The 22,450-nt window shown below is 70.6% G+C and carries 19 protein-coding genes; 11 read left to right on the plus strand and 8 right to left on the minus strand.

Features of this window, described 5'->3' with window-relative positions; genetic code table 11:
• The first annotated feature begins 181 nt into the window (after positions 1–181).
• Positions 182–1,066, plus strand: coding sequence for a fumarylacetoacetate hydrolase family protein (locus ACQUQF_RS18235; protein WP_435180557.1), 885 nt, complete (start codon positions 182–184; stop codon positions 1,064–1,066).
• A 199-nt stretch (positions 1,067–1,265) separates the two neighbouring features.
• Here ACQUQF_RS18235 and ACQUQF_RS18240 read toward each other — a convergent pair whose 3' ends face one another.
• Both ACQUQF_RS18240 and ACQUQF_RS18245 read right to left on the minus strand, forming a co-directional pair.
• Positions 1,266–3,593: a glycoside hydrolase family 3 N-terminal domain-containing protein gene (locus tag ACQUQF_RS18240; RefSeq protein ID WP_435180558.1), complete on the minus strand. Its 2,328-nt coding sequence runs from the start codon at positions 3,591–3,593 to the stop codon at positions 1,266–1,268.
• Between the two features lie 758 nt (positions 3,594–4,351).
• Positions 4,352–5,068, minus strand: a complete 717-nt coding sequence (locus ACQUQF_RS18245) for a 5-formyltetrahydrofolate cyclo-ligase (RefSeq protein WP_435180559.1) — start codon at positions 5,066–5,068, stop codon at positions 4,352–4,354.
• Between the two features lie 209 nt (positions 5,069–5,277).
• On the opposite strand from ACQUQF_RS18245, the gene ACQUQF_RS18250 reads away from it, so the two are divergent.
• Positions 5,278–6,108, plus strand: a complete 831-nt coding sequence (locus ACQUQF_RS18250) for a hypothetical protein (RefSeq protein WP_435180560.1) — start codon at positions 5,278–5,280, stop codon at positions 6,106–6,108.
• A gap of 251 nt (positions 6,109–6,359) precedes the next feature.
• Here ACQUQF_RS18250 and ACQUQF_RS18255 read toward each other — a convergent pair whose 3' ends face one another.
• From ACQUQF_RS18255 to endA, 3 genes are all read right to left on the minus strand, one after another.
• Positions 6,360–6,560: a hypothetical protein gene (locus ACQUQF_RS18255; RefSeq protein WP_435180561.1), complete on the minus strand. Its 201-nt coding sequence runs from the start codon at positions 6,558–6,560 to the stop codon at positions 6,360–6,362.
• A 122-nt stretch (positions 6,561–6,682) separates the two neighbouring features.
• Positions 6,683–8,326 (minus strand): tryptophan--tRNA ligase, encoded by a 1,644-nt coding sequence (locus tag ACQUQF_RS18260; protein WP_435180562.1) that lies wholly within the window; start codon positions 8,324–8,326, stop codon positions 6,683–6,685.
• 82 nt (positions 8,327–8,408) lie between these two features.
• A complete protein-coding gene (gene endA, locus ACQUQF_RS18265) occupies positions 8,409–9,437 on the minus strand; it encodes a tRNA-intron lyase (RefSeq protein WP_435180563.1) in 1,029 nt (342 codons plus the stop codon).
• Positions 9,438–9,592: 155 nt separating this feature from the next.
• Between endA and ACQUQF_RS18270 the strand changes: the two genes are divergently transcribed.
• Complete coding sequence (locus ACQUQF_RS18270; protein WP_435180564.1) at positions 9,593–10,327, plus strand: phosphatase PAP2 family protein; 735 nt, start codon at positions 9,593–9,595, stop codon at positions 10,325–10,327.
• Here the strand turns inward: ACQUQF_RS18270 and ACQUQF_RS18275 are convergent.
• On the minus strand, positions 10,324–11,127 hold the full coding sequence (locus tag ACQUQF_RS18275) for a topoisomerase DNA-binding C4 zinc finger domain-containing protein (RefSeq protein WP_435180565.1): 804 nt from the start codon (positions 11,125–11,127) through the stop codon (positions 10,324–10,326). The genes ACQUQF_RS18270 and ACQUQF_RS18275 overlap by 4 nt on opposite strands.
• Positions 11,128–11,208: 81 nt before the next feature.
• Between ACQUQF_RS18275 and ACQUQF_RS18280 the strand changes: the two genes are divergently transcribed.
• From ACQUQF_RS18280 to ACQUQF_RS18295, 4 genes are all read left to right on the plus strand, one after another.
• Entirely contained in the window at positions 11,209–11,334 is a 126-nt protein-coding gene (locus ACQUQF_RS18280) for a hypothetical protein (protein ID WP_435180566.1), read from the plus strand.
• 94 nt (positions 11,335–11,428) lie between these two features.
• The gene (locus ACQUQF_RS18285) at positions 11,429–12,079 is read left to right on the plus strand and encodes an HAD family hydrolase (protein WP_435180567.1); all 651 of its coding nucleotides are present in this window, start codon (positions 11,429–11,431) and stop codon (positions 12,077–12,079) included.
• Positions 12,080–12,174: 95 nt separating this feature from the next.
• A complete protein-coding gene (locus ACQUQF_RS18290) occupies positions 12,175–13,389 on the plus strand; it encodes an iron-containing alcohol dehydrogenase family protein (RefSeq protein ID WP_435180568.1) in 1,215 nt (404 codons plus the stop codon).
• A gap of 111 nt (positions 13,390–13,500) precedes the next feature.
• Positions 13,501–15,849, plus strand: coding sequence for a DEAD/DEAH box helicase (locus tag ACQUQF_RS18295; protein ID WP_435180569.1), 2,349 nt, complete (start codon positions 13,501–13,503; stop codon positions 15,847–15,849).
• Between the two features lie 40 nt (positions 15,850–15,889).
• On the opposite strand, the gene ACQUQF_RS18300 is transcribed toward ACQUQF_RS18295, so the two are convergent.
• Positions 15,890–17,287 carry an MATE family efflux transporter gene (locus ACQUQF_RS18300; protein WP_435180570.1) on the minus strand — a complete coding sequence of 466 codons (1,398 nt, stop codon included), beginning with the start codon at positions 17,285–17,287 and terminating at the stop codon, positions 15,890–15,892.
• 155 nt (positions 17,288–17,442) lie between these two features.
• On the opposite strand from ACQUQF_RS18300, the gene ACQUQF_RS18305 reads away from it, so the two are divergent.
• Entirely contained in the window at positions 17,443–18,078 is a 636-nt protein-coding gene (locus ACQUQF_RS18305; protein ID WP_435180571.1) for a class II aldolase/adducin family protein, read from the plus strand.
• A gap of 294 nt (positions 18,079–18,372) precedes the next feature.
• Here ACQUQF_RS18305 and ACQUQF_RS18310 read toward each other — a convergent pair whose 3' ends face one another.
• Positions 18,373–18,714, minus strand: coding sequence for a DUF378 domain-containing protein (locus ACQUQF_RS18310; protein ID WP_435180572.1), 342 nt, complete (start codon positions 18,712–18,714; stop codon positions 18,373–18,375).
• A 236-nt stretch (positions 18,715–18,950) separates the two neighbouring features.
• Here ACQUQF_RS18310 and lipA point away from each other — a divergent pair, with 236 nt between their 5' ends.
• The 3 genes from lipA (at position 18,951) to ACQUQF_RS18325 (ending at position 22,450) form a co-directional block, all read left to right on the plus strand.
• On the plus strand, positions 18,951–19,889 hold the full coding sequence (lipA, locus tag ACQUQF_RS18315; RefSeq protein WP_435180573.1) for a lipoyl synthase: 939 nt from the start codon (positions 18,951–18,953) through the stop codon (positions 19,887–19,889).
• 447 nt (positions 19,890–20,336) lie between these two features.
• Positions 20,337–21,446 carry a pyruvate dehydrogenase (acetyl-transferring) E1 component subunit alpha gene (gene pdhA, locus ACQUQF_RS18320; protein WP_435180574.1) on the plus strand — a complete coding sequence of 370 codons (1,110 nt, stop codon included), beginning with the start codon at positions 20,337–20,339 and terminating at the stop codon, positions 21,444–21,446.
• A gap of 2 nt (positions 21,447–21,448) precedes the next feature.
• On the plus strand, positions 21,449–22,450 hold the full coding sequence (locus ACQUQF_RS18325) for an alpha-ketoacid dehydrogenase subunit beta (protein WP_435180575.1): 1,002 nt from the start codon (positions 21,449–21,451) through the stop codon (positions 22,448–22,450).

The raw sequence follows: 22,450 nt of genomic DNA on the forward strand, positions 1-22,450 counted from the left end.
ACGGGGAGGCTTTCGACGCCGGCATCGCCTCTCGACCCCCGTCGGAACGATGCGGGGGAATCGCGTGATCCGCGTGAGGAGGTCGCGGATACCGCGCCAAAGAGCCTAGCCCCGGGATTCGAGCGTCGATGGCGACCCGGTGCGGCGATACTCTTTTAACGGTATCCACACATGAGCAACTATGCGCTACTACCGACTCCCGGGCAGAGAGTGCAGCACCGACGCTGCGTCTCTCGTCGCAGTCGACGACGAAGGCGCCGCGTACGACCTGACGACCGCTTCGCCGGACCTCGGCTCGTTCACGGAACTCTGCCGGGCGGCGAACGCCACCGGTTCGTCGGTCGACGAGGTCGCGCGCAACCGCATCCCGGACGCCGAGGCGCTCGACGTGACGAACCCCGAGGCCGACGCGCTCCAGCCGGTCGTGGCCGAGGAGGTGTGGGCCGCTGGCGTCACCTACCGCATCAGCGAGGAGGCCCGCAAGTCCGAGAGCGGCAAGCCCGAGGTCTACATCGACGTCTACGACAGCGAGCGCCCCGAGCTGTTCCTGAAGGCGACGCCCTCGCGCACGGTCGGGCCCCGGGAGGCCGTCGGCGTCCGGGGCGACTCGAGCTGGAACGTGCCCGAGCCCGAGCTCGGCGTCGTGCTCCACCGCGGCGAGGTCGTGGGCTACACCGTCGGCAACGACGTCTCCAGCCGGGACATCGAGGGCGAGAACCCGCTGTACCTCCCGCAGGCGAAGGTGTACGACCGGTGCTGCTCGCTGGGCCCGTGCGTCGCCTCGGCCGAGACCGTCGGCGACCCCCACGACCTCACGATGTCGCTGACCATCGAGCGCGACGGCGAGACGATGTTCGAGGACTCGACCTCGACCGGCGAGATGGCGACGACCTGCGGGGAACTGGTGTCGTACCTCCGGAAGCACAACAGCCTGCCCGAGACGCTGGTCCTGCTCACCGGGACCGCGCTCGTGCCGCCGGAGACGTTCACCCTCGTCGAGGGCGATGAAGTCACCATCGACATCGACCGCATCGGACAGCTCGTGAACGACACGGTCACCGTCTGAGTCCGCCCGACGCGGTCGCCGACCGAGCCCAGCCGACGCCGAGGAGCATCGACGTATCGAACGAGGCATCTGTCCTGTCACGGGTCGCGTCCCCGGTGCGGTCGCCCGCGCTGCGGGATGCCACCTTCGACTCGCACACGCAACAGCGGTGCACTTGCCGGAGCGAAGAGAGAAGAGAACGACCGGCGGTCAGCCCGGCCTACTCGGCGTCCTCGACGCTGGTCTCGGTGAAGTAGGTCCGGCCGTTGGCCGGGACCTCCTTGGTCGCGGTCACCTCGAACGACGCGGCGTCCGCGATGTCGCTCGCGGACTCACCGACGCGGAACTCGTAGGGACCCGCCTCGACGGCGAGGTCCATGTCGCGGTCGTGGAACGCCAGCTGGGAGGCGTCGACCTCGAAGCGCACGCGCTTTTCCTCGCCCGCCTCCAGGTGGACCCGCTCGAACCCGACGAGCTCCTGGACCGGCCGGGCCTGGCTCGGGTTCTCGGCGCTGGCGTAGAGCTGGACGACGTCGCGGCCGGCGCGGTCGCCGGCGTTCCGGACCGTCACCGCCGCGGTGACGCTGCCGGCGGGTTCGAGCTCGTCGGTCGACAGCGAGAGGTCGCCGTACTCGAACTCGGTGTAGCTCAGCCCGTGGCCGAACGGGTACAGCGGCGCGCTCTCGGCGTAGACGTACTCCTCGTTGGCGGTGTTGGGCTTGCGGCTGTAGTGGACCGGGAGCTGGCCGACCGATCGCGGGATCGAGACCGGGAGGTGGCCGCCGGGGTTGTGCTCGCCGAACAGCACGCTGGCGACGCCCTCGCCGCCGCGCTCGCCGGGGAGCCACGCCTGCACGACCGCGGGGACGTTCTCGCCGATCCACTCGATGGAGTGGGGCTTGCCGCTGACCACGACCACGACCAGCGGCGTGCCGGTGTCGTGGACGGTCTCGACGAGCTCCCGCTGGACGCCGGGGAGGTCGAGGTCGACCACGTCGCAGCCCTCGCCGCTGGTGGCGACGCTCGGGTTGTCGACCTGGGCCTCGTCGAAGTCCGAGAAGTCGACCGCCGAGCGCGCCCCGACGAACGCGACCGCGACGTCGGCGTCGGCCGCGGCGTCGGCAGCGTCGTCGACCCCGTCGGTCGAGGGGCCGGTGGTCGTGCACCCCTGTTCGTAGCGCACGTCGAAGCCGGCCTCGTCGGCGCGGGCCTCGACGGCGTCGAGCGGCGTGGTCGCGTCGAGTTCGACCTCCTCCTCGGGGTAGTGGGCGGCGTAGGCGTAGTCGCCGAGCATCTCCTGGGCGTCGTCGGCCTTCGGCCCGACGACCGCCACGGAGTCGAGGTCGTCGCCGGCCAGCGGCAGGAGGTCGTCGTCGTTCTTCAGCAGGGTCATCGACTCCTCGGCGGCGCGGGCGGTGAGCTCCTCGGCCTCGTCGGTCCCGAACGGCTCGGCGGCGGCGTCGGCGTCGACGGTCGGGTCGTCGAGCAGGCCCTTCCGGACCTTCGCGCGGAGAACCCGACGGACCGCCGCGTCGAGCGTCGCCTCGGCGAGCTCGCCCGCCTCGACCGCCTCGACGAGGTGCTCGCCGTAGCAGTCGGTGTAGGGGAGCTCGACGTCGATGCCGGCCTCGACCGCCGTCACGCCGGCCTCGCGCTCGGAGGCCGCGACGCCGTGCTCGCTCCGGAGGAACTCGACGCTGTAGTAGTCCGAGACCACGGTTCCGTCGAAGCCCCACTCGCCCCGGAGCACGTCGGTCAGCAGCCACTCGTCGCTGGCGCACGGCACGCCGTCGATGTCGTGGTAGGCGTTCATCACCGCCTCGGCGTCGGCGGTCCGGACCGCGGCCTCGAACGGGAACAGGTGGGTCTCGCGGAGCTCGCGGCGGCCGACGTTGACGGAGCTGCGGTTCTTGCCGCCCTCGCCCGCGCCGTGGCCCGCGAAGTGCTTGAGCGTCGCCGCGATGCCGTCGCCGTCGCCCTGGAGCCCGTCGACGTAGCTGCACGCCAGCGCCGCGACCAGGTAGGGGTCCTCGCCGAACGTCTCCTCGACCCGGCCCCACCGGAGGTCGCGGGCCACGTCGAGCACCGGCGAGAGCGCGTGGGCCGTGCCGATGGCCTCCAGCTGCTCGCGGATGGTCGCGGTGACCTCCGCGACCAGTTCGGGCGACCACGTGCTCGCGAGCCCCATCGTCTGGGGGAACGTGGTCCCCTGGGGCCCCATGTACCCGCTCAGGCACTCCTCGTGGGGGATCGCCGGGACGCCGAGACGGGTCTCCTCCCGCAGGTACTCCTGGAGCTCGTTGGTCCGCGCGGCGGCCTCCCGCGGAGGGAGGCTCCCCTCGCCGCCGATGCGGGTCAGGTGACCGATGCCGTCCGAGAGGTGCTCCTCGACGGCCTCGCGGTCGAGGCTCCCGTCGTCGAGCAGCTTCTCGGCGTTCACCGAACCGAGCTGCGCCGCCTTCTCCTCCAGGGTCATCTCCTCGAGGAGCTCGTCGACGCGCCGTTCGACGGAGGGTCGATGGACTCCGTCCTCTGATTGCGCTTGCATCACATGTGTTCTCGTAATCCCGTCTCTTAATTGATTCGGACCGTGGTACCGCGTCACTCGGCCGGTTGGATCCGCTCCGCCACACACTCGGTTCTCTATTTCAGAACGGATTTCGGTGCCGCTGCGGTTCGCCTCGGGGTGAGCGCCGCACGTGAACGTTCGTTCAGCGGGCCGAACGGCCAGCATTCGCGTCGGAATCCTGAAACCAGACTTCGGATAGGGATGATCACCGTTCTCTATTACAGAACTAGGTCGGATCCCGTCTGTGCACTCGCGGATTCATTCACCGATCTCTCGCTCGTTCGAAGCCCTCGATCTCGGTGAGTTTCCTTTCTTTGCCCGCGTCCAAGCCGTGGACACAGCTAGATATAACAAGGTTAGTGGTGTTATCCTTCCCGCCAATCTTTATTACTACCACCATGTGAATGGCTGTAATTATGGGTGTGCTATTCGTGCCCTCGCCCGGTGCGTTATGTATATTAGAACGAAGCGGTGGTATCACTCGCGAATACCGTCGCCCTCGATGAGCTTGGAGCAGCTGCGAGAAGACCGCCCGCGCTCACCTAGGGGAAAGATTTATACTGTTTCTTCTCTAACTATGACGGTGAGCTACTGCTATAACGGCCTAGAACCGGAAAGTGTCGAAATCCGTGAGCAGTAGTGCGACGCGAATCAAACGGAGAGACGAACCGGGGGCGAACGACGACAACGCATCGAGCGCCGCGGAAACGACCGCCTTTCGCGTCCGAGTCCAGGGACTACGGCCGCCGGCCTTCGAGCACCGAGATCTCCGCGACGCGCTCCTCGGAGAGCTCGTCCCAGAATACGCCCGGCGGCTTTTCGAACGCCGTCTCGGTCTGGATCGTCCGCGTGGGCGTGACCACGAGGTCCATCGGTACGTCGTGAGCCTCGACCGCGACCGCCTCGTCGACCACCTGGGCGTCGTGGACCGTGGTCGTGACCGGCGTCCCGGCGTCGACGAGCCCTAGCTCCCGGAGGACCGCGTACTCGAGGTCGCTGTACCCCTCTCCCTTGCCGACGCGGGCGCCGTCCTCAGTGACCGCGACGCTGCCCGACACCACGAGGTCGACGGGCGCCACCTCCTCGGGCGCGACCTGCCGGGCGTGGGACTCGACGTGCGAGACGGTCGGCGCGCTGTCGTACTCCTCGGGCGGAATCGCCGCCGGGTCGAGCTCGTAGAACGGTTGCTCGTCGCGGAGCCGCGGCACCGCCATGTAGACGGTCTTGCCCTCGCGGAGCGCGCGCCGCCGGACCGGTAACTGGGGCGCGTCGGGGTTGGCTTTGATCGCGTCGGCCGCCCGCCACTCGTCGGTCTCGGCCAGCCGGTCGGCGGCGTCCTCGGCCCCTGCGAAGTTCGGGATGCGGTCGTGGGGCGGGAACGGGAACCGGGCGACGCCCTCCTGCTCGAGGCGGTCCCAGACGCGCTCGCGGAGCTCCTGCTTGTTCCCGCTCACGCGTCACCGCCTCCTACCGGGATCATGTCCGGGACGTCGCGCGCCCGGCGGAAAAATCACGCGCTCGGCGATCCGATCCGCGACGATTCGAACTCGCCGCCCGCGAGGTTCGCTCGCCGGCGACGCACCCCCGGTTTCGTCGGCGATGCGGTCCCGGTCCCGTCGCCGAAAAGTAATCGTTAAACGGCCCGCGTCAGAAGGCTTCGAACATGCAACGACGAGCCGCGACGGTGTACGCCGTCCTCTTCCTCGTGATCGCCGCCGGGTCCTACACGCTCATCGGCGTGGCCCAGGAGCCGGCGATCGACCTCGAAGGGGAGACGTACGCCCAGAACGAGACGGTCGCCGTCAACGGGTACGAGTACACGGTCGCCTCGGTCGGTGACGGCGAAGCGACGCTGGCGCGGGTCAACCAGTCGGCGCGCTACACCGCCGAGTGGGCGAACAACTCGACCGTCCAGCTCGACAACTCCACCTACCGGGTCCTCATCCCGAACACCTCCGACCCCGGCCAGTTCACCGTCCGCCAGCAGTTCAACCTGAGCGACAACGTCACCACGGTGACGCAGGGCGGGACCGAGTTCGTCGTGGTCAACCAGAGCGGGGGCAACAAGTCGCTCGTCCCGGTCGAGGAGTACAAGCGCCAGCAGTTCGGCCAGCCCGACACCCGGCAGTACTCGGAGGGCCAGACCTTCCAGTTCAACGGCAATCAGACGACCGTGTCCAACGTCACCGCCGACGCCGCGATTCTGACCTGGACCGCGCCGCGCACCGAGGAGACGTCGGTGGGCGAGGGCGCGGAGGTCTCGCTCGGTCCCGAGAACGACAACCGGACGTTCGTCGGCCACTTCGTGAACGGGACGGTCGACGGCGAGCAGACGACGCTCCTCCAGCTGTCGCCGCAGGTCCAGGAGTACCAGGAGCAGGTCGAGGCGCGGAACCACTTCAACGAGCGAATGGCCGGCCTGTGGGGCGTGGCCATCCTGAGCGGGCTCACCGTCGCGCTGCTGCTCGGCCTCGCCTTCCTGCCGAACAAGTAACCGGGCCGTCTCCTCGCTTTTCGCCGGCTCTCACCCGTCGTCACCGACGGTCTCCGATTCCTCGACTCGCCGATCTGCGGCTCGCTACCTTCCGAGCTCGACTGTCCCGGCGCACCGAGTTCGGTTGCTCCGTCTACTCGCTCAGGTCGAGGTTCTGCCGTACTGTGGTCCGTGTCGAGAAGAAGTCTCCGAATCGACCGTCTGTCCCCCCGGCGGCTTCGCGTCCGCCTCTGTCGTCCGGGCCGGCGACGTCAGTCCCGGGCCACCCACGCGAGGCCGGCACCGATGGCGATGGCCGCCACCGCGCCGAGCGCCTGGCCGAGCAGCAGGACGACGCCGCCGGACTTGTACGCCCACGGCGTGCCGACGAGTGTCGCGATGCCGACGAGGACGAGCAGCACGCCGACGCCGATGCCGAGCGGTTCGAGTCTGTTCGCGTTCGCAGTCGCCATGTGTCGTCCCTCCGGCCGCGAGCGGTTAACTGTTGTTGAAACGAACGGCGAGGGAACCGCGACGCCCGCCGGCGCGGCGAACGAGGACGCTCGGAGCGCGCCGGCGGTGGCAGAACGAGCGGTCAGTCGCGCTTGCGGTCGCTGTCGAGTTCGATGTCGGCCGCCTCCAGCAGGTGCTCGACCTCCTCGCGCTTCTCCTGGTGCTCGGCCAGGAACTCGCGCATCAGCCGGGCGGCCTGCTCCTTGCAGTCGCCACAGAGCCGCTCGCCGCCGACGCACTCGTCGTACACCTCCCGGGCGAACTCGTCGTCGTCGCCCGCCAGCAGGTAGGCGTACAGCTCGTACACCGGACACTCGTCGGCCCGGCCGCCGAGCTCGCGCTGCTCCTCGGCGGTCTCGCGGCCGCCCGTGGTCGCGGCCTTCACCTTGTCGTAGCCGTCCTCGGGGTCGTCGAGCAGGCTGATGTGGCTGGCCGGTACCGACGAGGACATCTTCCCGCCGGTGAGCCCGGTCATGAACCGGTGGTAGATCGAGGAGGGCGCGACGAAGCCGTAGCCGCCGTGGTCGATCTCGACCTCGCGGGCCAGCTCCTCGGCGGCCTCGCGGTCGAGGTCGAACGCGTCGACGTGCTCCTCGAACACCCGCTTCTCGCCCTCGACGGCCTCGATGAGCGCCTCGAACGCCTCGTCGGTCGCGTTCCGGTCGAGGAACCGGACCCGGGGCCGCAGGGGCTCCTTGCCGGCCTCCCGGAGCTTCGCCACGACGCTGTCGCGGGCGTCGTCCGCGGCCATCTCGTCCTCGAGCCAGTCGGCGGCGTCCTCGCACCGGACCGGCTCGGCCTCCCCGCCCTCGGCGCGCTCCTCGGCCTCCTCGGAGAGCGCGGCGTACGCGGCAGCCAGCAGCTCGCGCTCCTCGGGGCCGGCCTCGAAGCTGGCGTAGGCCTTCGTGACGCCGAAGTAGCGCATCCGGGCCGCGAGGTCGCGGGCCAGTCGGACGTGGGGGTCCTGGTCGGGCCCGACCGGGATGACCGTCGGTTTAGGCTCCTCTAGCTGGGGGTAGAGGATGTCGGCCATCTGGGTCACGACGCTCTGCATGTGCGAGACGCTGGTCTCGCCCGAGAAGCCGTAGATGTTCTCCAGCTCCGAGAAGTTGGCCTTCGACCCCAGCTCGAAGGCGAGGTCCTGGACGTCGCGGTCGCCCGACTGGCGGTAGAGCTCGCCCTCCTCGGGGTCGAACCCGAGCGCCAGCAGGCTCAGCAGGTAGTCGCGGGCGTGCTCGTCGATCTCGTCCCAGGTCATCCCGCGGGCGCTGTGGGCCTCCAGGTCGGCGATGAGCGCGTAGGCGTCCCCGCCCTGCTGCTGGTGCCAGATTATCTCGTCGAACACGAGCTTGTGGCCGATGTGGGGGTCGCCGGTCGGCATGAACCCCGAGAGCGCCGCGAAGGGTTCGTCGTCGCGCATCGCCTCGGCCACCCGCCGGTAGTCGCGGTGGCCGAAGATGACCCCGCGGCGCATCAGGTAGTGGGGGTCGGGCACCTTGGGCAGCAGCTCGTCGAACTCCTCGATGCCGAACTCCTCGAACAGCTTCCGGTAGTCCGCCACTGTCGAGGAGCCCCACGGGTCGAGGGCGACGTCGTCGGCGCCGGCGGCCTCCGCGCCGCCGTCGGGCAGGAGCGCCTCGTCGTCCGCGCGCCAGCGTCGCCCGCCCCGCTGGTCGTGGTCGTCGGGCGGTGCCTCGACGCCGTCGGGCTCCGTGTCTCGGGACATTCCAGTTACCCGTGGTAGGTGGCGGAACCTCCAAAAAGCGTTCGCTTCGGGGGTAAATCGTGTCGGTGCGGGCGGTCCCTGCTCACGGCGTCAGCCGCTTCACGGCCAGCCAGGACACACCCGCTGACCCGACGAGCGCGAACACCATCCGCTTGCGGACGCCGTGGGCCAGCCGCACGTCGAGCGCGAGGTCCCGGGGCGAGAAGACGTGGTCGGCCGGCAGCACCCGCACCAGCGCCTCCGAGTGGCCCAGGTCGTCGACCGACTCCACGTCGGCGTAGGTCCGGAAGTCCGCGCCGAACTTGAAGCCGGTCTTGGGCACGACGCCGCGCTCCCGGAGCGCCCGGTACACCCGGAGCCGGCGGTCGAACCGCTCGCCCTCGACCTCGCGGCCCCGCTCGCGGGCCGCCCCGGCGTCGAGCGAGAGCACGCCCTCGTCGGCCAGGTAGGCGGCCTCGACCAGCGAGAGCTGGAGCGCGCTCGGCCGGTCGGGGTGGCCGTCCCGGTCGTCGAGCGGCTGGCCGTAGAACCCCCGCTCGTGGAGCGGCCCGGGCGGGTCCCACACCAGTACCCGGTCGTCGAGCAGGTCGGCGTCGACGTCCCGCGGGAGGTCGGCGCCGGAGCTCCCGCGGAGATCGGCGCCGTCGGTCTCCAGGTAGGTGATCTCGCTCTCCTCGTCGACGACCGCCAGCACCGAGTCGCCGAGGTCGGCGGCCGGCACCGACGCGCGCTCGCCGACGACCCGGATTCGGTAGAGCACGGCGTCGTCCCACGGGCCCTTCCCGCGGGGGTAGACCACCAGGTCGACGTTCGACCGCGGGGCGTCGACCCACCCCTCGCGGGCGGGCGAGAGGTAGAACCCCCGGTCGCGCAGGTCGGCGTACACCAGAAAGCGGGTGGCGATCTCGCCGCCGGCGTCGGCCAGCAGCTCGCGGAAGCCCATCCCCTCGACCGAGTCGATGTCGCCCTTGAACAGCAGGTAGGCGGCCTCGACCCGCGACAGGGCGACCTCCTGGCCGCCGAGCGGCCGGCCGTAGCCGCTCGAGTCGTAGAAGCGCTGGCGGGCGTCGCCGCCGACCACCACCTCGCCGTCGCGGAGGCGTCCGTCCATGGTCGTCGTTCCGGTTCGCGGCGTCAAAGGGGCTCCGGTGTCGACCCGGGCGGACGTGGGCCGGCGGTCCCGGCACGGCGGTCGCATACCGGTGTTCGACCGTAAACCAGTCCTACCAGAACGTTTATGCTATTGTCCTGTCTGGTCCGGAACGAATGTCACGCGGTATCGGCGAGACGGAACTGCTCGCGGGGCTTCCCGAGGCGGCGACCGCCGTCGCCGGCCTGGTCACGCAGCTCGGCGACATGTGGTTCGTGGTCGTCGCCGTCTGCGCGCTGTTCGTGCTGGCGTGGCGGGACCGCTCGCTCACGGACGCGCCCGCGCGGGACTGCGTCTACCTGCTCGCACTGACCGTCGGCGCTTACTCGCTGACGGTCGCGCTCAAGCACGCCTTCGGACTGCCGCGGCCGCCGGGCGCCGCGACCGCGACGCCGCCGGCGTGGGTGCCGGCGGTCGGTCACGCCGCCTACGAGTCGATGGTGACCGGCGACGGCTACGGCTTCCCCAGCGGCCACGCGCTCAAGACGACCGCCGTCTACGGCGCCGGCGCGCTCGTACTGGACGCCTGGGACCGCGACCGGCGGCTGGTCGTCGCGGCCGCCGTCAGCGTCCTGGTCGCGGCCTCGCGGGTCGTGCTCGGGGTCCACTACGTCGTCGACGTGGTCGCCGGCGCGGCGGTCGGCGCGCTCTTCCTGGCCGTCGCGGTCCGCCTCACCGACCAGCGGCCGGCCCGGGCGCTGGCGCTCTCGACGGCCCTCGGGGCGCTCGCGGTCGGCGTCGCGGGCACGACCAAGTCGGTCCTCGCGCTCTCGGCCGCGGCGGTCGGCCTGGTCGTCTGGGTCGGTTCCGACCGCGTTCGGAGCGCGCGGGCCGACGTCACCGAGGGCTAACTGGGCGCCTCCTCCGCTTCTCCGCCGTCCGTCTGTCGGCAGTCGGGGTCGAGACACCGAGTGTCGGCGTCGCCCGGCGACCCGCCGCCGTCGTCCTCCGCCCGGACCCGCGGCAGGCCGCAGTCGCAGGCGCCGACCACCTCCCGGTCGGGGAGCGCGTACGTCGCCTCGCAGTCGGGGTAGTTCTCGCAGCCCAGGAAGAGGGTGCGCTCGCGCAGCACCCGGAGGTCGCCGCCGCAGTCGGGGCACGACCACTGGCGGTCGAACCGGTCGCGGACCGCGGCGTCGAGGTCCTCGCAGTTCCGGTCGACGCACAGTTCGAAGCGCGCCCCGCGGTCGACCGCCATCCGGGGCAGCCCGCAGTCGCAGGTCTCGTCGAGCGTCGCGGCGTCCCGGGGCAGGCCGTACTCGGCCGGGCAGTCGAGGCAGGTGATTGTTCCGCGGGCCCGGACGAGGGTGCCGTCGCAGTCGGGGCAGGTGCCCACCTCGACGCCCGCCGGGGTCGCGGCGTGGCTGCCCCGGTGGGCCTGGCCGCGGCTCTCGACCCGGAGTCGCTCGCGCTCCTTGACCGCGACCAGGGCGAACCCGCCGTCGCCGTCGACCTCGCGGTGGACCGCGTTCGCGCGGGTGAGCCACGCGACCGGCTGGTACCCCGCGGCGTCGTGGACCAGCACGGTGCCGTCGGGCTTGTGGACCACCACGACCCGGCCGCGCCGGCGGGTCGGCTCGTCCCCGGCGTCGTCGCTCGCGGTGTAGGTCGTGGTGCACTCTCCGGCGTAGACGTGGACTGTCTCGCTCACGGGCCGGGTTCGTCGCGTTCTCGGCCTTAAACCCTCGCACCCCGCGACACGAAAGAAACCGCGCTGCTCGTCACCCTCGCCGTGGCCGGATTTCTCGCCGCCAGCGCGCTCGACGCGCCGAGCGCCGTGGCCTGGGGCGTCCTCGTCGGCGTCGGCGGGGTCGGCCTCACCGTCCGCGACGAGTGGCGCCGCCGCCAGGACGCCTGACGGGGTAGCTCGGCTCTCGCGGCGCTCCCGGACCTCTCGCTCCGGCACCTCGTGGCGCGGAAAACCTTTCTCGATTCGTCACGTCTGTCGGGGCGTGCAATCGACGGCTGTGCTGTTCGACATGGACGGCGTCATCGTGAACTCCGAGCGCTACTGGGTCGAGACCGAGCGGGAGGAGATCCTCCCCGCGGCGGTCGACGGCGAGCCCGACACCAGCGAGACCACCGGGATGAACTTCCGGGAGATCTACGACCACCTCGAAGAGCGCCACGAGACGACCGCGAGCAAGGAGGAGTTCGTCGCCCGCTACGAGGAGGCCGCCCGCGACATCTACGGCGAGCGGGTCGACCTGATGGAGGGGTTCGCGGAGCTGGTCGCCGACCTCCGCGCGGACGGCCGGACCGTCGCGCTGGTCTCGTCGTCGCCCCGCGACTGGATCGACCGGATGCTCGACCGGTTCGACCTCCGCGATGCGTTCGACGAGGTCATCAGCGCCGAGGAGATCGACGGCCGGAGCAAGCCCGAGCCCGACGTCTACGAGTACGCCGCCGAGCGGGTCGGCGCCGCGCCCGAGGAGTGCATCGCGGTCGAGGACTCCACGAACGGCGTGAAGTCGGCGAAGGCGGCGGGGATGACCGCGGTCGGCTACCGGAACCAGTCGGACGAGGAGCTGGACCTCTCGGCGGCCGACGCGGTGGCCGCCTCGCCCGCGGAGCTGCGCGAGCTACTGCTCGGCGAGAAGTAGCGAGGCGCAGCCGGGGAGGCGGTTGCGCCCGGTGGTCGACCACCGACTCCGCCCGAGCATCCACCTTCATTGCGACCGCGCCCGAATCGGGTCCCATGCTCCCGGTAGCCGACGCCTTCGAGTACGAGTACCGCGGCTGCGACGTCGTCTACGGCCGCGGCTGCGCGGACCGACTGGGCGAGTACCTCGCCGACCGCGGCCTCGACCGCGCGCTGGTCGTCTGCGGGTCGAACGTCGGGGCCAACGACGACCTGATGGACCCGATCCGCGACGGGCTGGGCGACCGCCTCGCGGGCGTCTTCGACGGAACCACGCCCGAGAAACAGGCCGAGGCCGCCTTCGAGGCCATCGACGCGATGGCGGAACACGACGCCGACGTCCTGGTCGGCGTCGGCGGCGGCAGCAGCCTCGACGTGGCCCGGCAGGCCAGCGTCTTCGCGGCCGACGGGCGCTCGCTGGCCGACCTCCGCGAGGAGGCCCGCGACGACGGGGACGTGACCCCGCCGGACGCGACCGCCGGCGAGCGGCCGCCCGTGGTCGTGATCCCGACGACGCTGGCCGGCGCGGACGTCTCGGCCGGCGGCTCGCTGGAGGTGCTGTCGGCCGACGAGTCGCCGACCGGCCAGCCGGTCACCGCCAGCGGCTCGGCGATGCCGATCGCGGACTTCGCCGACCCCGCGCTGTTCGAGACGACGCCGACCGGCGCGCTGGCCGGGTCGGCGATGAACGGCGTCGACAAGGGCATCGAGACCCCCTACGCCCGCGACGCCGACCCCGTCAGCGACGCGACCGCGGTCCACGGCCTCCGGCTGCTGCGCGACGCGCTCCCGGCGGTCGTCGGGGAGGAGAGTGGTGCGGAGGACGCCGCCGACGCGATGGACCGCGTCGTGGCCGGCGCGCTGCTGGTCCAGCTCGACCGGAAGCTCTCGGTCGTCCACGCGTTCGGCCACGGGTTCTCTCGCCGGTACGACGTCCAGCAGGGCGCGGTCCACGCGGTGGTGGTCCCCCACGTCCTCCGGTACCTCTTCGCGGAGGTCGACGCGGCCCGCGGCCTGCTGGCCGAGGGGTTCGGCGTCGACCCGGACGGGAAGTCCGACGACGAGGTGGCCGAGGCGGTCGTCGACGCGGTGGCGGAGCTGCGCGACGCGCTCGGCGTGCCGACCCGCCTGCGCGACCTCCCGGAGACCCGCGAGGCGGACCTGCCCGCCATCGCGGAGTTCGTCGTCGACGACCACATGATGGAGCGCGCGCCGACCGGCCTGGACGCGACCCCCGAGGACGTGGAGGCGGTGCTCCGCGAGGCGTGGTGAGCGGGGTCCGGGAGCAGTCTGTCGAATCGACTGCGCCGAGGGGGCCGCCGGCCCGACCTGTCCGCGACCATAGAGAAACGCCTTTGGGACCGCGTCGCCGTGGAACGAACGATGGAAGTCGCCGAGGCCGTCCCCGACCCCGAGTTCGCCGAGGTGTTCCCGTTCGAGGAGTTCAACGACATGCAGCGCGAGGTCGTCGACGCGCTCGTCGGGACCGACGAGAACGTGGTCGCGAGCGCGCCGACCGCCAGCGGCAAGACCGCGCTGGCCGAGCTCGCCATCTGTCGGACGCTGGAGGCCGGCGGCACCGCCCTCTTCGTCGCCCCGATGCGGGCGCTGACCAACGAGAAGGAGAGCGAGTGGGAGCGCTTCGAGGACCTGGGCTACTCGGTGTACGTCGTCACCGGCGAGCGCGACCTCAACCCCCGCCGGGCCGAGCGCGCCGACATCCTGGTGATGACCCCCGAGAAGGCCGACTCCGCCACCCGCAAGCACGACTCGCGGCGCTACGCGTTCATCCGGGAGGTCGACTGCTGCGTCATCGACGAGGTCCACCTGCTCGACTCCGAGAAGCGCGGGAGCGTCCTCGAAGTGACGGTCTCGCGGCTCCGGCGGCTCACCGACCCCCGCGTGGTCGCGCTCTCGGCGACGATGCCGAACGTCGAGGACGTGGCGGCGTGGCTCGACGCCCCGCCCGAGACCACCTTCGAGTTCGGCGACGACTACCGGCCGGTCGACCTCCACTCGGGCGTCGAGACCTACACCCACGGCGACAACTCGTTCGCAGACAAGTACCGGCGGCTCTACCGGGCGCTCGACCTGGCCGAGCCCCACATCCGCGACGACGGCCAGGCGCTGGTCTTCGTCTCCTCCCGCCAGGACACCGTCCAGGCCGCCAAGAAGGCCCGCGACGAGCTGGCCGAGCGCGACGTCCCGATCGGCGCCCGCGGCGACTACGACTTCCACAACGACGCGAAGGAGCTCCAGAACGACACGCTCCGGCAGTCGGTGCTCGACGGGGTGGCCTTCCACCACGCCGGCCTCTCGAAGGCCGACAAGGACCGGGTCGAGGAGTGGTTCAAGGAGGGCAAGATCGAGCTGCTGTTCTCGACCTCCACGCTGGCGTGGGGCGTCAACCTCCCCGCGCGGTGCGTCGTGCTGCGGGACACGAAGCTCCACGACCCCCTGGAGGGCGAGGTCGACATGAGCCCGCTGGACATCCTCCAGATGCTCGGCCGGGCCGGCCGGCCCGAGTACGACGACGTGGGCTACGGCTGGGTGGTCTGCGACCGCGCCGAGGCCGACAAGTACCGCCAGTTGCTCCGGGACGGCAAGGAGATCGAGTCCCGGCTCGCCGAGGACATCGACGCCCACCTCAACGCCGAGATCGCGATGGGCACCATCCGCGGGCTCGAGGACGTGATGGAGTGGCTCGAGACCACCTTCTACTACGTCCGGGCCGAGTCGAACCCCGACGAGTACGACTTCGAGGGGCTGCGCGACCGGGTGCGGGCCACCCTCGAGCGCCTGGTCGACCGCGGGTTCGTCGAGACCGGCGACCGGCTCGACGTCTCGGCCACGCCGCTGGGCCGGCTCGCCTCGAAGTTCTACCTCCGGCTCGACACCGCCGGGGAGTTCCGCGACCTCGCCCAGCGCGAGACGGTCGAGACCGGCGACATCCTCCGGACCGTGGCCGACGCCGCTGAGTTCGACAGCGTGAGCGCCCGCCAGTCCGAGCGCGAGGCGGTCGACTCGGTGCTGGTCGGCCAGGGCGCCGGCGACCTCGACCCCGGCGCGCGCAAGGTGCTGGCCATCCTGCGCTCGACGATGACCGGCACCACGCCCGCCGAGCTCCGGAGCGACGCCTGGGTCATCACCCAGAACGCGCTCCGGCTGCTGGCGGCGCTCCGGGCGTTCCTCGACCGGTTCGACCGGCCGCGGGCCGCCAACCTCGCCAGCCGCGTCGAGGCCCGCATCGAGCACGGCGTCAGCTCCGACGCGGTCGGGCTCACCGCCATCGACGGCGTGGGGTCGGGCCGGGCGAGCAAGCTCGCCAAGGAGGGCATCGCCACGCCCGCCGACGTCCGGGCGGCCGGCGAGTCCGGGCTGGTCGACGCGGGCCTCTCGGCAGGGGTGGCCGAGGCGGTCCTCGAGAGCGCGGGCGACCTGCCGCGGATCGAGGTCGAGTGGGGGACGTTCCCCGACGCGATTCCGCGGGGCGAGAACGACATGCGCGAGGTGACGGTCCGGAACGCGGGCGACGGCGCCCAGGTAGGCCTCCGCGTGACGGTCAACGGCGTCGAGATGACCGAGACGACCACCTACCTCGACGGCGAGACCGCGGTCCCGGTCGGGGTCTTCGGCGGCGCCGACGACGAGATGGAGTACACCGTCGAGGTCGTCTTCCCGGAGCTCCCGCTGCTCCCCGTGACCGACTCGCGGACGGTGCGGGTGGAGTAGCGGGTCCGGACGGCGACGGAGAAAACTCGGCCCTGTCCAGTCAGTCGGCGCTCGCGGCCGCCTTCTCGGCGGCGCGCTGGAGCATCCCGTTGTTGGTGGTGTAGTAGTAGTACAGCCCCGCGCCGACCGCGGCGACCACGTTCGAGACGGTGACCGCCCAGAACACCGCGAGCACGCCGTAGTCGAGCACCAGCGCGCCGACCGCGGCGACGGGCAGCCGGACCGCCCAGTACTTCAGCAGGTTCGCGGCCAGGCTGACCGCGGTCCGGCCCGCGCCGTTGAACCCGGCCTCGAACAGGTACATCGCGCCGATGGCCCAGTAGCCCAGCACGAGGATGTCGAGGTACCGGACGCTCAGCGCGACGCCCTCGGCCGACATGTCCGGCACGAACGTCGTGACGATGAGCTCGGGCGCGAGCCACTGAACCGAGCCGATGGCGGTCAGCCCCGCCGCGGCGATGCCGGCGCCGACCCAGGTCGCCCGGCGCGCCCGGTCGGGCCGGTTCGCGCCGAGGTTCTGGCCGACGACGCTCTGGGCCGCGCTCATCAGCCCCTGGGCGGGGACGAAGGCGACGGTCGCGACCTGGGCGCCGATGTTGTACGCCGCCAGCGCGGCGGGGGTGCCGACCGCCGAGATGACCGCGATGACGAGCACCCGGACCGACTGGCTGGCCGCGGTCTGGGCGCCCCGCGGGAGGCCGACGTCGAGTATCTCGCGGTACTCCTCGCGGTCGAAGCCGACCGCCGACCGGGCGAGGACGAACCCGTCGCGCCCCCGCACGAAGAGCCCGAACATGACGAGGAAGCTGACCAGGTAGCCGAAGCCGGTCGCCAGCGCCGCGCCCTGCATCTCGAGCCGCGGGAACGGTCCCCAGCCGAGGATGAGGAACGGGTCGAGCGCGACGTTGGTGGCGACCGCCGAGACGTTCGCGTACATCGACGCCCGGGAGTCGCCCCAGCCGATGAACCCGCCCTCCAGCGCGTCGCTCATGCTCGCGAACGGGAAGAGCACGGCGAGCCACGCCAGGTAGGTGGCCGCGAGCGGGACCACCGAGTTCCCAGAGAGCACCAGTTCGACGACTGCGTCGGCCCCGAGGAAGATGACGATCGCGACCGCGACGCCGCCAGCGAGCGCGGCGGTCAGCCCGTGGAACGCGGTCCGCCGCGCGCCGGCGAGGTCCTCGGCGCCCGCGCGCTGGGAGACGACGACCTGCGTCCCGGTGAGCAGCATCGTGGTGACGCTGAACAGCAGCGCGGTCACGGGGAACGCCGCGCCGACGGCGGCGACCGCGCTCTCCCCCAGCCGGCCGACCCAGAACGTGTCGACGACCTGTTGGACGACGATCACGAGGTTCTGGACGACCAGCGGCGCCGCGAGAATCAGCAGTGAGCGAACGAGCGACCCGTCCGTGATTTCGTCTCGCGATACGTCGACCATCGTTTATAGTGTTTAGACAGTAAGAAAATACCGCATCTGATAATAAATTTTCCGATGCGTTCGCGGTTCCCGATGCGTGACTCTCGGTACCGGTTAGCGCGCTCACGGGAACTCCGACCCGGTGTAATAAATAGCTACCCCTCCTCGGTGCGCACATGCTCGGAGCGGAACGCCGCGCGGTCGCGACCCGCGCACCGGACCTCGCGTCGCTCACGCCCGGTCGGACCGGGAACCTGAGCGTGCGCCGCGACGACCGATTCGCGGTCACGCCGACCGGCGTGGCCTACGACCGCATCGCCGCCGAGGACGTCCCGGTGGTCTCGCTCGACGGCGAGCGGGTGGCGGGCGAGTCGGCCCCGTCGAGCGAGACCCCGATGCACAGCGCCGTATACCGGGAGTTCGACGCGGGCGCCATCGTCCACACCCACTCGCCGTGGGCCTCGACGCTGGCCGTCCTCCACGAGCCGATTCCGCCGGTCCACTACATGCTCGCGCTCGCGGGCACCACGGTGCCGGTCGCCGACTACGCCACCTACGGCACCGCCGAGCTCGCCGTGAACGCGGTCGAGGCGATGGAGTCGGCCGACGCCGAGGCGTGCCTGCTGGCCAACCACGGCCTGCTCGCGACCGGCGACGACGCCGCCGACGCACTCGAGACCGCCGTCAACGTCGAGTACACCGCCCGCATCTACTGCCAGGCGAAGGCGTTCGGCGAGCCGGTCGAGCTGAGCCAGGAGGAGATGGCCGCCGTGGCCGAGAAGTTCGAGGGGTACGGCCAGGGCGACGGGTAGCCGGCCTCGGGTGCGCTATCGGGCACTTCGTCGATACGCTCGGTGATACATCGACCCGGCGTGTGCTGGCGCGACCCGTTTTAATGGTCGCGCCGATGCGCGCGAGGGATGAGCATCGCAGGCCGTTAGGCCGAGAAGCGCAATCGGTTGGGGAGGTGCGAGGCCCGCGGTCGCGGTGCGGTGATTCAGTTGTGACGGCAGTAGCTAGCCCCACTGCTTCAGTCGTCTTTCGGGCTGCGGTACTGTCTGAAAATCCGCCCCGACTCGCCCGATGGAACGTTTCTCGCCCGGAGTTCAGGTCTCGGTGTTGGTGTTCTCGGTGTCGGTGTCGGCGTAGTCGGTCGTCGTCTCGGTCCGGGTCGTGGCGTCGCGCTGGCGGCGCTCGCGGGTGGCTCGACGGCTCGCCCGCGCCATCTTGTAGGTGGTGTACAGCAGGTAGACGCCCGCGATCCCGACGAGGGTGTAGACGAGGTACTCGACGGTCTCGGCCGGGCCGGCCTTGAAGACGGGCGCGAGGGCCGCGTCGACGATGTTCAGGGGTTCGCCCATGAGCCCCGTGACGCCGAGGACGCCCCACGTAATCGCCCCGATCACGACGAGGAGGATGGCGAGCCAGTCGAAGCCGTTGGTCTTCATGCCCGGAGGTAGGGTCCTGAGCCGCTTTGTTATTGTGGCCTTATGCCGGCGGACGGCCGCTCCGCCACGGTTTCGGTCCGTTCCGCGGGCTCTCGACGCCGACCGGCGGCGGCCCGCCGCGGGTCGGTGGCGCCGAATGGTGTCGTTACGGAGGGGTTTCGGGCGAGTCGGTCGCCACGAGCGCCCGCCGCCCGGATACCCTACCCTTTTCACCACCCGCGTCCAACGGACGACCAATGAGCCGCCGCCGGAAACCCGACTGGCTGAAGGTGCAACCGCCGTCCGGCCGGGAGTTCACGGGCATCAAGCGGACGCTGCGGGACCACGACCTCAACACCGTCTGCGAGGAGGCCAACTGTCCCAACCTCGGGGAGTGCTGGTCCGGGCGCAACTCCGACTCCGGGGGCACCGCGACGTTCATGCTGCTGGGCGACCAGTGCACGCGCAACTGCGGGTTCTGCGACGTCGACACCGGCGGCGGCCAGCCGCTCGACCCCGACGAGCCCGCGAACGTCGCGAGCGCCGTGGCCGAGATCGGCCTCGACTACGTGGTGCTGACGTCGGTCGACCGCGACGACCTGGAGGGCCAGGGCGCGGCCCACTTCGCCGAGACCATCCGGGAGATCAAGCGGCGCGACCCCTCGATTCTCGTCGAGGTGCTGATTCCGGACTTCCGGGGCGACGAGGAGCTGATCCGCGAGATCATCGAGGCCGAACCGGACGTCGTCGCCCACAACGTCGAGACCGTCGAGCGCCTCCAGCAACCGGTCCGGGACCCCCGCGCGGGCTACGAACAGAGCCTCGGGGTGCTCGAACAGGTCGAGCGCGAGTCGGACATCTACACCAAGACCAGCCTCATGCTCGGCGTCGGCGAGTACGACCACGAGGTGTACCAGACCCTCTCGGACCTCCGGGAGGCCGACGTCGACATCGTCACCCTCGGCCAGTACCTCCAGCCCTCGCGGGACCACCTCGACGTGTCGAGCTACGTCCACCCCGCGAAGTTCGAGACGTGGCGCCGGGTCGCCGAGGACGAACTCGGCTTCCTCTACTGCGCCAGCGGGCCGATGGTCCGGTCGTCGTACAAGGCGGGCGAGTTGTTCGTCGACGCCGTCCTCCGGGACGGCAAGACCGTCGAGCAGGCGAGGAGAGAGGCTCGTAGAGCCTCTGTATAGCGAACGGCGAAGCCGTGAGCCGCGAGGCCGGCAGAGCCTCGGTCTGAACGAGCGGGGAGGAACGACCCGCGAGGCGGGAGGCCCGCAGGGCCTCCGCGGGAACGGACGGCGGCGCCGCGAGCCGGGACGCTCGCGGAGCCGCCGCGTGAGCGAACGGCGGCCCGACCGTTCCCACGGCGAGTTTCCGGGCCCGACCCGATTGGTACAAGGTAGCATGGCGGTTCCCGCAATACTTGCCATTCGTTCACCGAGTCCCGCTCAGAGACCGGTACCGTCAGACAAACGTCTATTTTTCAAGTCATAAGTTTAGAAATCGAGGTTCGTTGCGGTGGAAATTGGCGGTTCACGTGGCGAACCGGCGTCAAAACCGTACCTATGGAAAGTTGGTTACGAAAACCCTATATTGCGCGCCGGTGATTTAGTCGATATGTCAGGACGGGTTCGACCGTGAGCATCGTACACCGAGATCCGAAGGACCGCGTACAGGTCCTCGACGAGGACGGTTCCGTGGTAGAGGGCGCGGACGTGCCCGACATCTCCGACGAGGAGATGGTGGACATGTACCGCGAGATGAAGCTGGTCCGGCACTTCGACGAGCGGGCGGTCTCGCTCAACCGCCAGGGCCGGATGGGCACCTACCCGCCGCTGTCGGGCCAGGAGGGCGCCCAGATCGGCAGCGCCCACGCGCTGGCCGACGACGACTGGATGTTTCCGAGCTACCGGGAGCACGGCGCGGCGCTGGTCCGCGGGCTGTCGCTGGAGCAGACCCTGCTGTACTGGATGGGCCACGAGCAGGGCAACGCCGTCCCCGACGACGCCAACATCTTCACCGTCGCGGTGCCCATCGCGACCCAGATCCCCCACGCGACCGGCGCGGCGTGGGCGTCGAAGCTGAAGGGCGAGAACAAGGCGTTCCTCTGCTACTTCGGCGACGGCGCCACGTCCGAGGGCGACTTCCACGAGGGGCTGAACTTCGCGGGCGTGTTCGACACGCCCTCGGTGTTCTTCTGCAACAACAACCAGTGGGCCATCAGCGTGCCCCGCGAGCGCCAGACCGCCTCCGCGACCATCGCCCAGAAGGCCCAGGCGTACGGGTTCGAGGGCGTGCAGGTCGACGGGATGGACCCCCTCGCGGTGTACAAGGCCACGAACGACGCGATCCAGAAGGCCAAGGACCCCGGCGAGGACGAGCTGCGGCCGACCCTCATCGAGGCGGTCCAGTACCGCTACGGCGCCCACACCACCGCCGACGACCCCTCGGTCTACCGCGAGGACGACGAGGTCGAGCGCTGGAAGCAGAAGGACCCCATCCCGCGGCTCGAGAAGTTCCTGCGCAGCCGGGGACTGCTCGACGACGAGGCGGTCGACGCCGTCGAGAGCGAGGTGAAAGAGCGGGTCGCCGACGCCATCGACGCGGCCGAGTCGGTCGAGCGTCCCGACCCCGAGGAGATATTCGCGCACGTCTACGCCGACATGCCCCGCCACCTCCGCGAGCAGTTCGAGGAGTTCGAGCGGCTCCGCGAGCAGTACGGCGACGACGCGCTACTGGAGGACTGACCATGAGCCAGGCAGAACAACAGCAGGAGACCGAGAACCTCACGCTGGTGCAGGCGGTTCGAGACGGACTGTACACCGAGATGCAGCGGGACGAGGACGTGCTCGTGATGGGCGAGGACGTCGGCCGGAACGGCGGCGTATTCCGGGCGACCGAGGGCCTCTACGACGAGTTCGGCGAGGACCGCGTCATCGACACCCCGCTGGCCGAGTCGGGCATCATCGGCACCGCCATCGGGATGGCGGCCTACGGGCTGAAGCCGGTGCCCGAGATCCAGTTCATGGGGTTCATCTACCCCGGCTTCGACCAGATCGTCTCCCACGCCGCCCGGCTCCGGACCCGGAGCCGCGGGCGGTTCACCTGCCCGATGGTGATCCGGGCGCCGTACGGCGGCGGCATCCGGGCGCCCGAGCACCACTCCGAGTCCACCGAGGCGTTCTTCGCCCACCAGCCGGGCCTGAAGGTCGTCATCCCCAGCACCCCGTACGACACCAAGGGGCTGCTCACGTCGGCCATCCGGGACCCCGACCCGGTCGTCTTCCTCGAACCGAAGCTCATCTACCGGGCGTTCCGGGGCGACGTGCCGACCGAGTCCTACGAGGTGCCCATCGGCGAGGCCGCCGTGCGCCGTGAGGGCGCGGATATCTCAGTGTTCACCTGGGGCGCGATGACCCGCCCGACCCTCGAAGCCGCCGAACAGCTTGAGGGCGAGATCGACGTCGAGGTCGTCGACCTCCGGACCGTCTCGCCGCTCGACGAGGACACCATCGTCGAGTCGTTCAAGAAGACGGGCCGGGCCGCGGTCGTCCACGAGGCGCCGAAGTCCGGCGGGCTGGGCGGCGAGATCACCTCCATCATCCAGGAGGAGGCGCTGCTCTACCAGGAAGCGCCGGTCGAGCGCATCACCGGGTTCGACACCCCGTTCCCGCTGTACGCGCTCGAGGACTACTACCTGCCAGAGCCCGCCCGCATCAAAGAGGGTATCCGGGACGCCGTCGAGTTCTGA

The sequence above is a fragment of the Halorussus sp. AFM4 genome, assembly GCF_051194995.1.
In the GTDB taxonomy this organism is placed as follows: Archaea; Halobacteriota; Halobacteria; order Halobacteriales; family Haladaptataceae; genus Halorussus.

Excerpts from the sequence above, each read along its gene's own strand:
- ACQUQF_RS18235 (WP_435180557.1), top strand. The coding sequence starts at position 182 with ATGCGCTACTACCGACTCCCGGGCAGAGAGTGCAGCACCGACGCTGCG.
- ACQUQF_RS18240 (WP_435180558.1), bottom strand. The coding sequence starts at position 3,593 with ATGCAAGCGCAATCAGAGGACGGAGTCCATCGACCCTCCGTCGAACGG.
- ACQUQF_RS18250 (WP_435180560.1), top strand. The coding sequence starts at position 5,278 with ATGCAACGACGAGCCGCGACGGTGTACGCCGTCCTCTTCCTCGTGATC.
- ACQUQF_RS18255 (WP_435180561.1), bottom strand. The coding sequence starts at position 6,560 with ATGGCGACTGCGAACGCGAACAGACTCGAACCGCTCGGCATCGGCGTC.
- ACQUQF_RS18260 (WP_435180562.1), bottom strand. The coding sequence starts at position 8,326 with ATGTCCCGAGACACGGAGCCCGACGGCGTCGAGGCACCGCCCGACGAC.
- endA (WP_435180563.1), bottom strand. The coding sequence starts at position 9,437 with ATGGACGGACGCCTCCGCGACGGCGAGGTGGTGGTCGGCGGCGACGCC.
- ACQUQF_RS18270 (WP_435180564.1), top strand. The coding sequence starts at position 9,593 with ATGTCACGCGGTATCGGCGAGACGGAACTGCTCGCGGGGCTTCCCGAG.
- ACQUQF_RS18290 (WP_435180568.1), top strand. The coding sequence starts at position 12,175 with ATGCTCCCGGTAGCCGACGCCTTCGAGTACGAGTACCGCGGCTGCGAC.
- ACQUQF_RS18295 (WP_435180569.1), top strand. The coding sequence starts at position 13,501 with ATGGAAGTCGCCGAGGCCGTCCCCGACCCCGAGTTCGCCGAGGTGTTC.
- ACQUQF_RS18300 (WP_435180570.1), bottom strand. The coding sequence starts at position 17,287 with ATGGTCGACGTATCGCGAGACGAAATCACGGACGGGTCGCTCGTTCGC.
- ACQUQF_RS18305 (WP_435180571.1), top strand. The coding sequence starts at position 17,443 with ATGCTCGGAGCGGAACGCCGCGCGGTCGCGACCCGCGCACCGGACCTC.
- ACQUQF_RS18310 (WP_435180572.1), bottom strand. The coding sequence starts at position 18,714 with ATGAAGACCAACGGCTTCGACTGGCTCGCCATCCTCCTCGTCGTGATC.
- lipA (WP_435180573.1), top strand. The coding sequence starts at position 18,951 with ATGAGCCGCCGCCGGAAACCCGACTGGCTGAAGGTGCAACCGCCGTCC.
- ACQUQF_RS18325 (WP_435180575.1), top strand. The coding sequence starts at position 21,449 with ATGAGCCAGGCAGAACAACAGCAGGAGACCGAGAACCTCACGCTGGTG.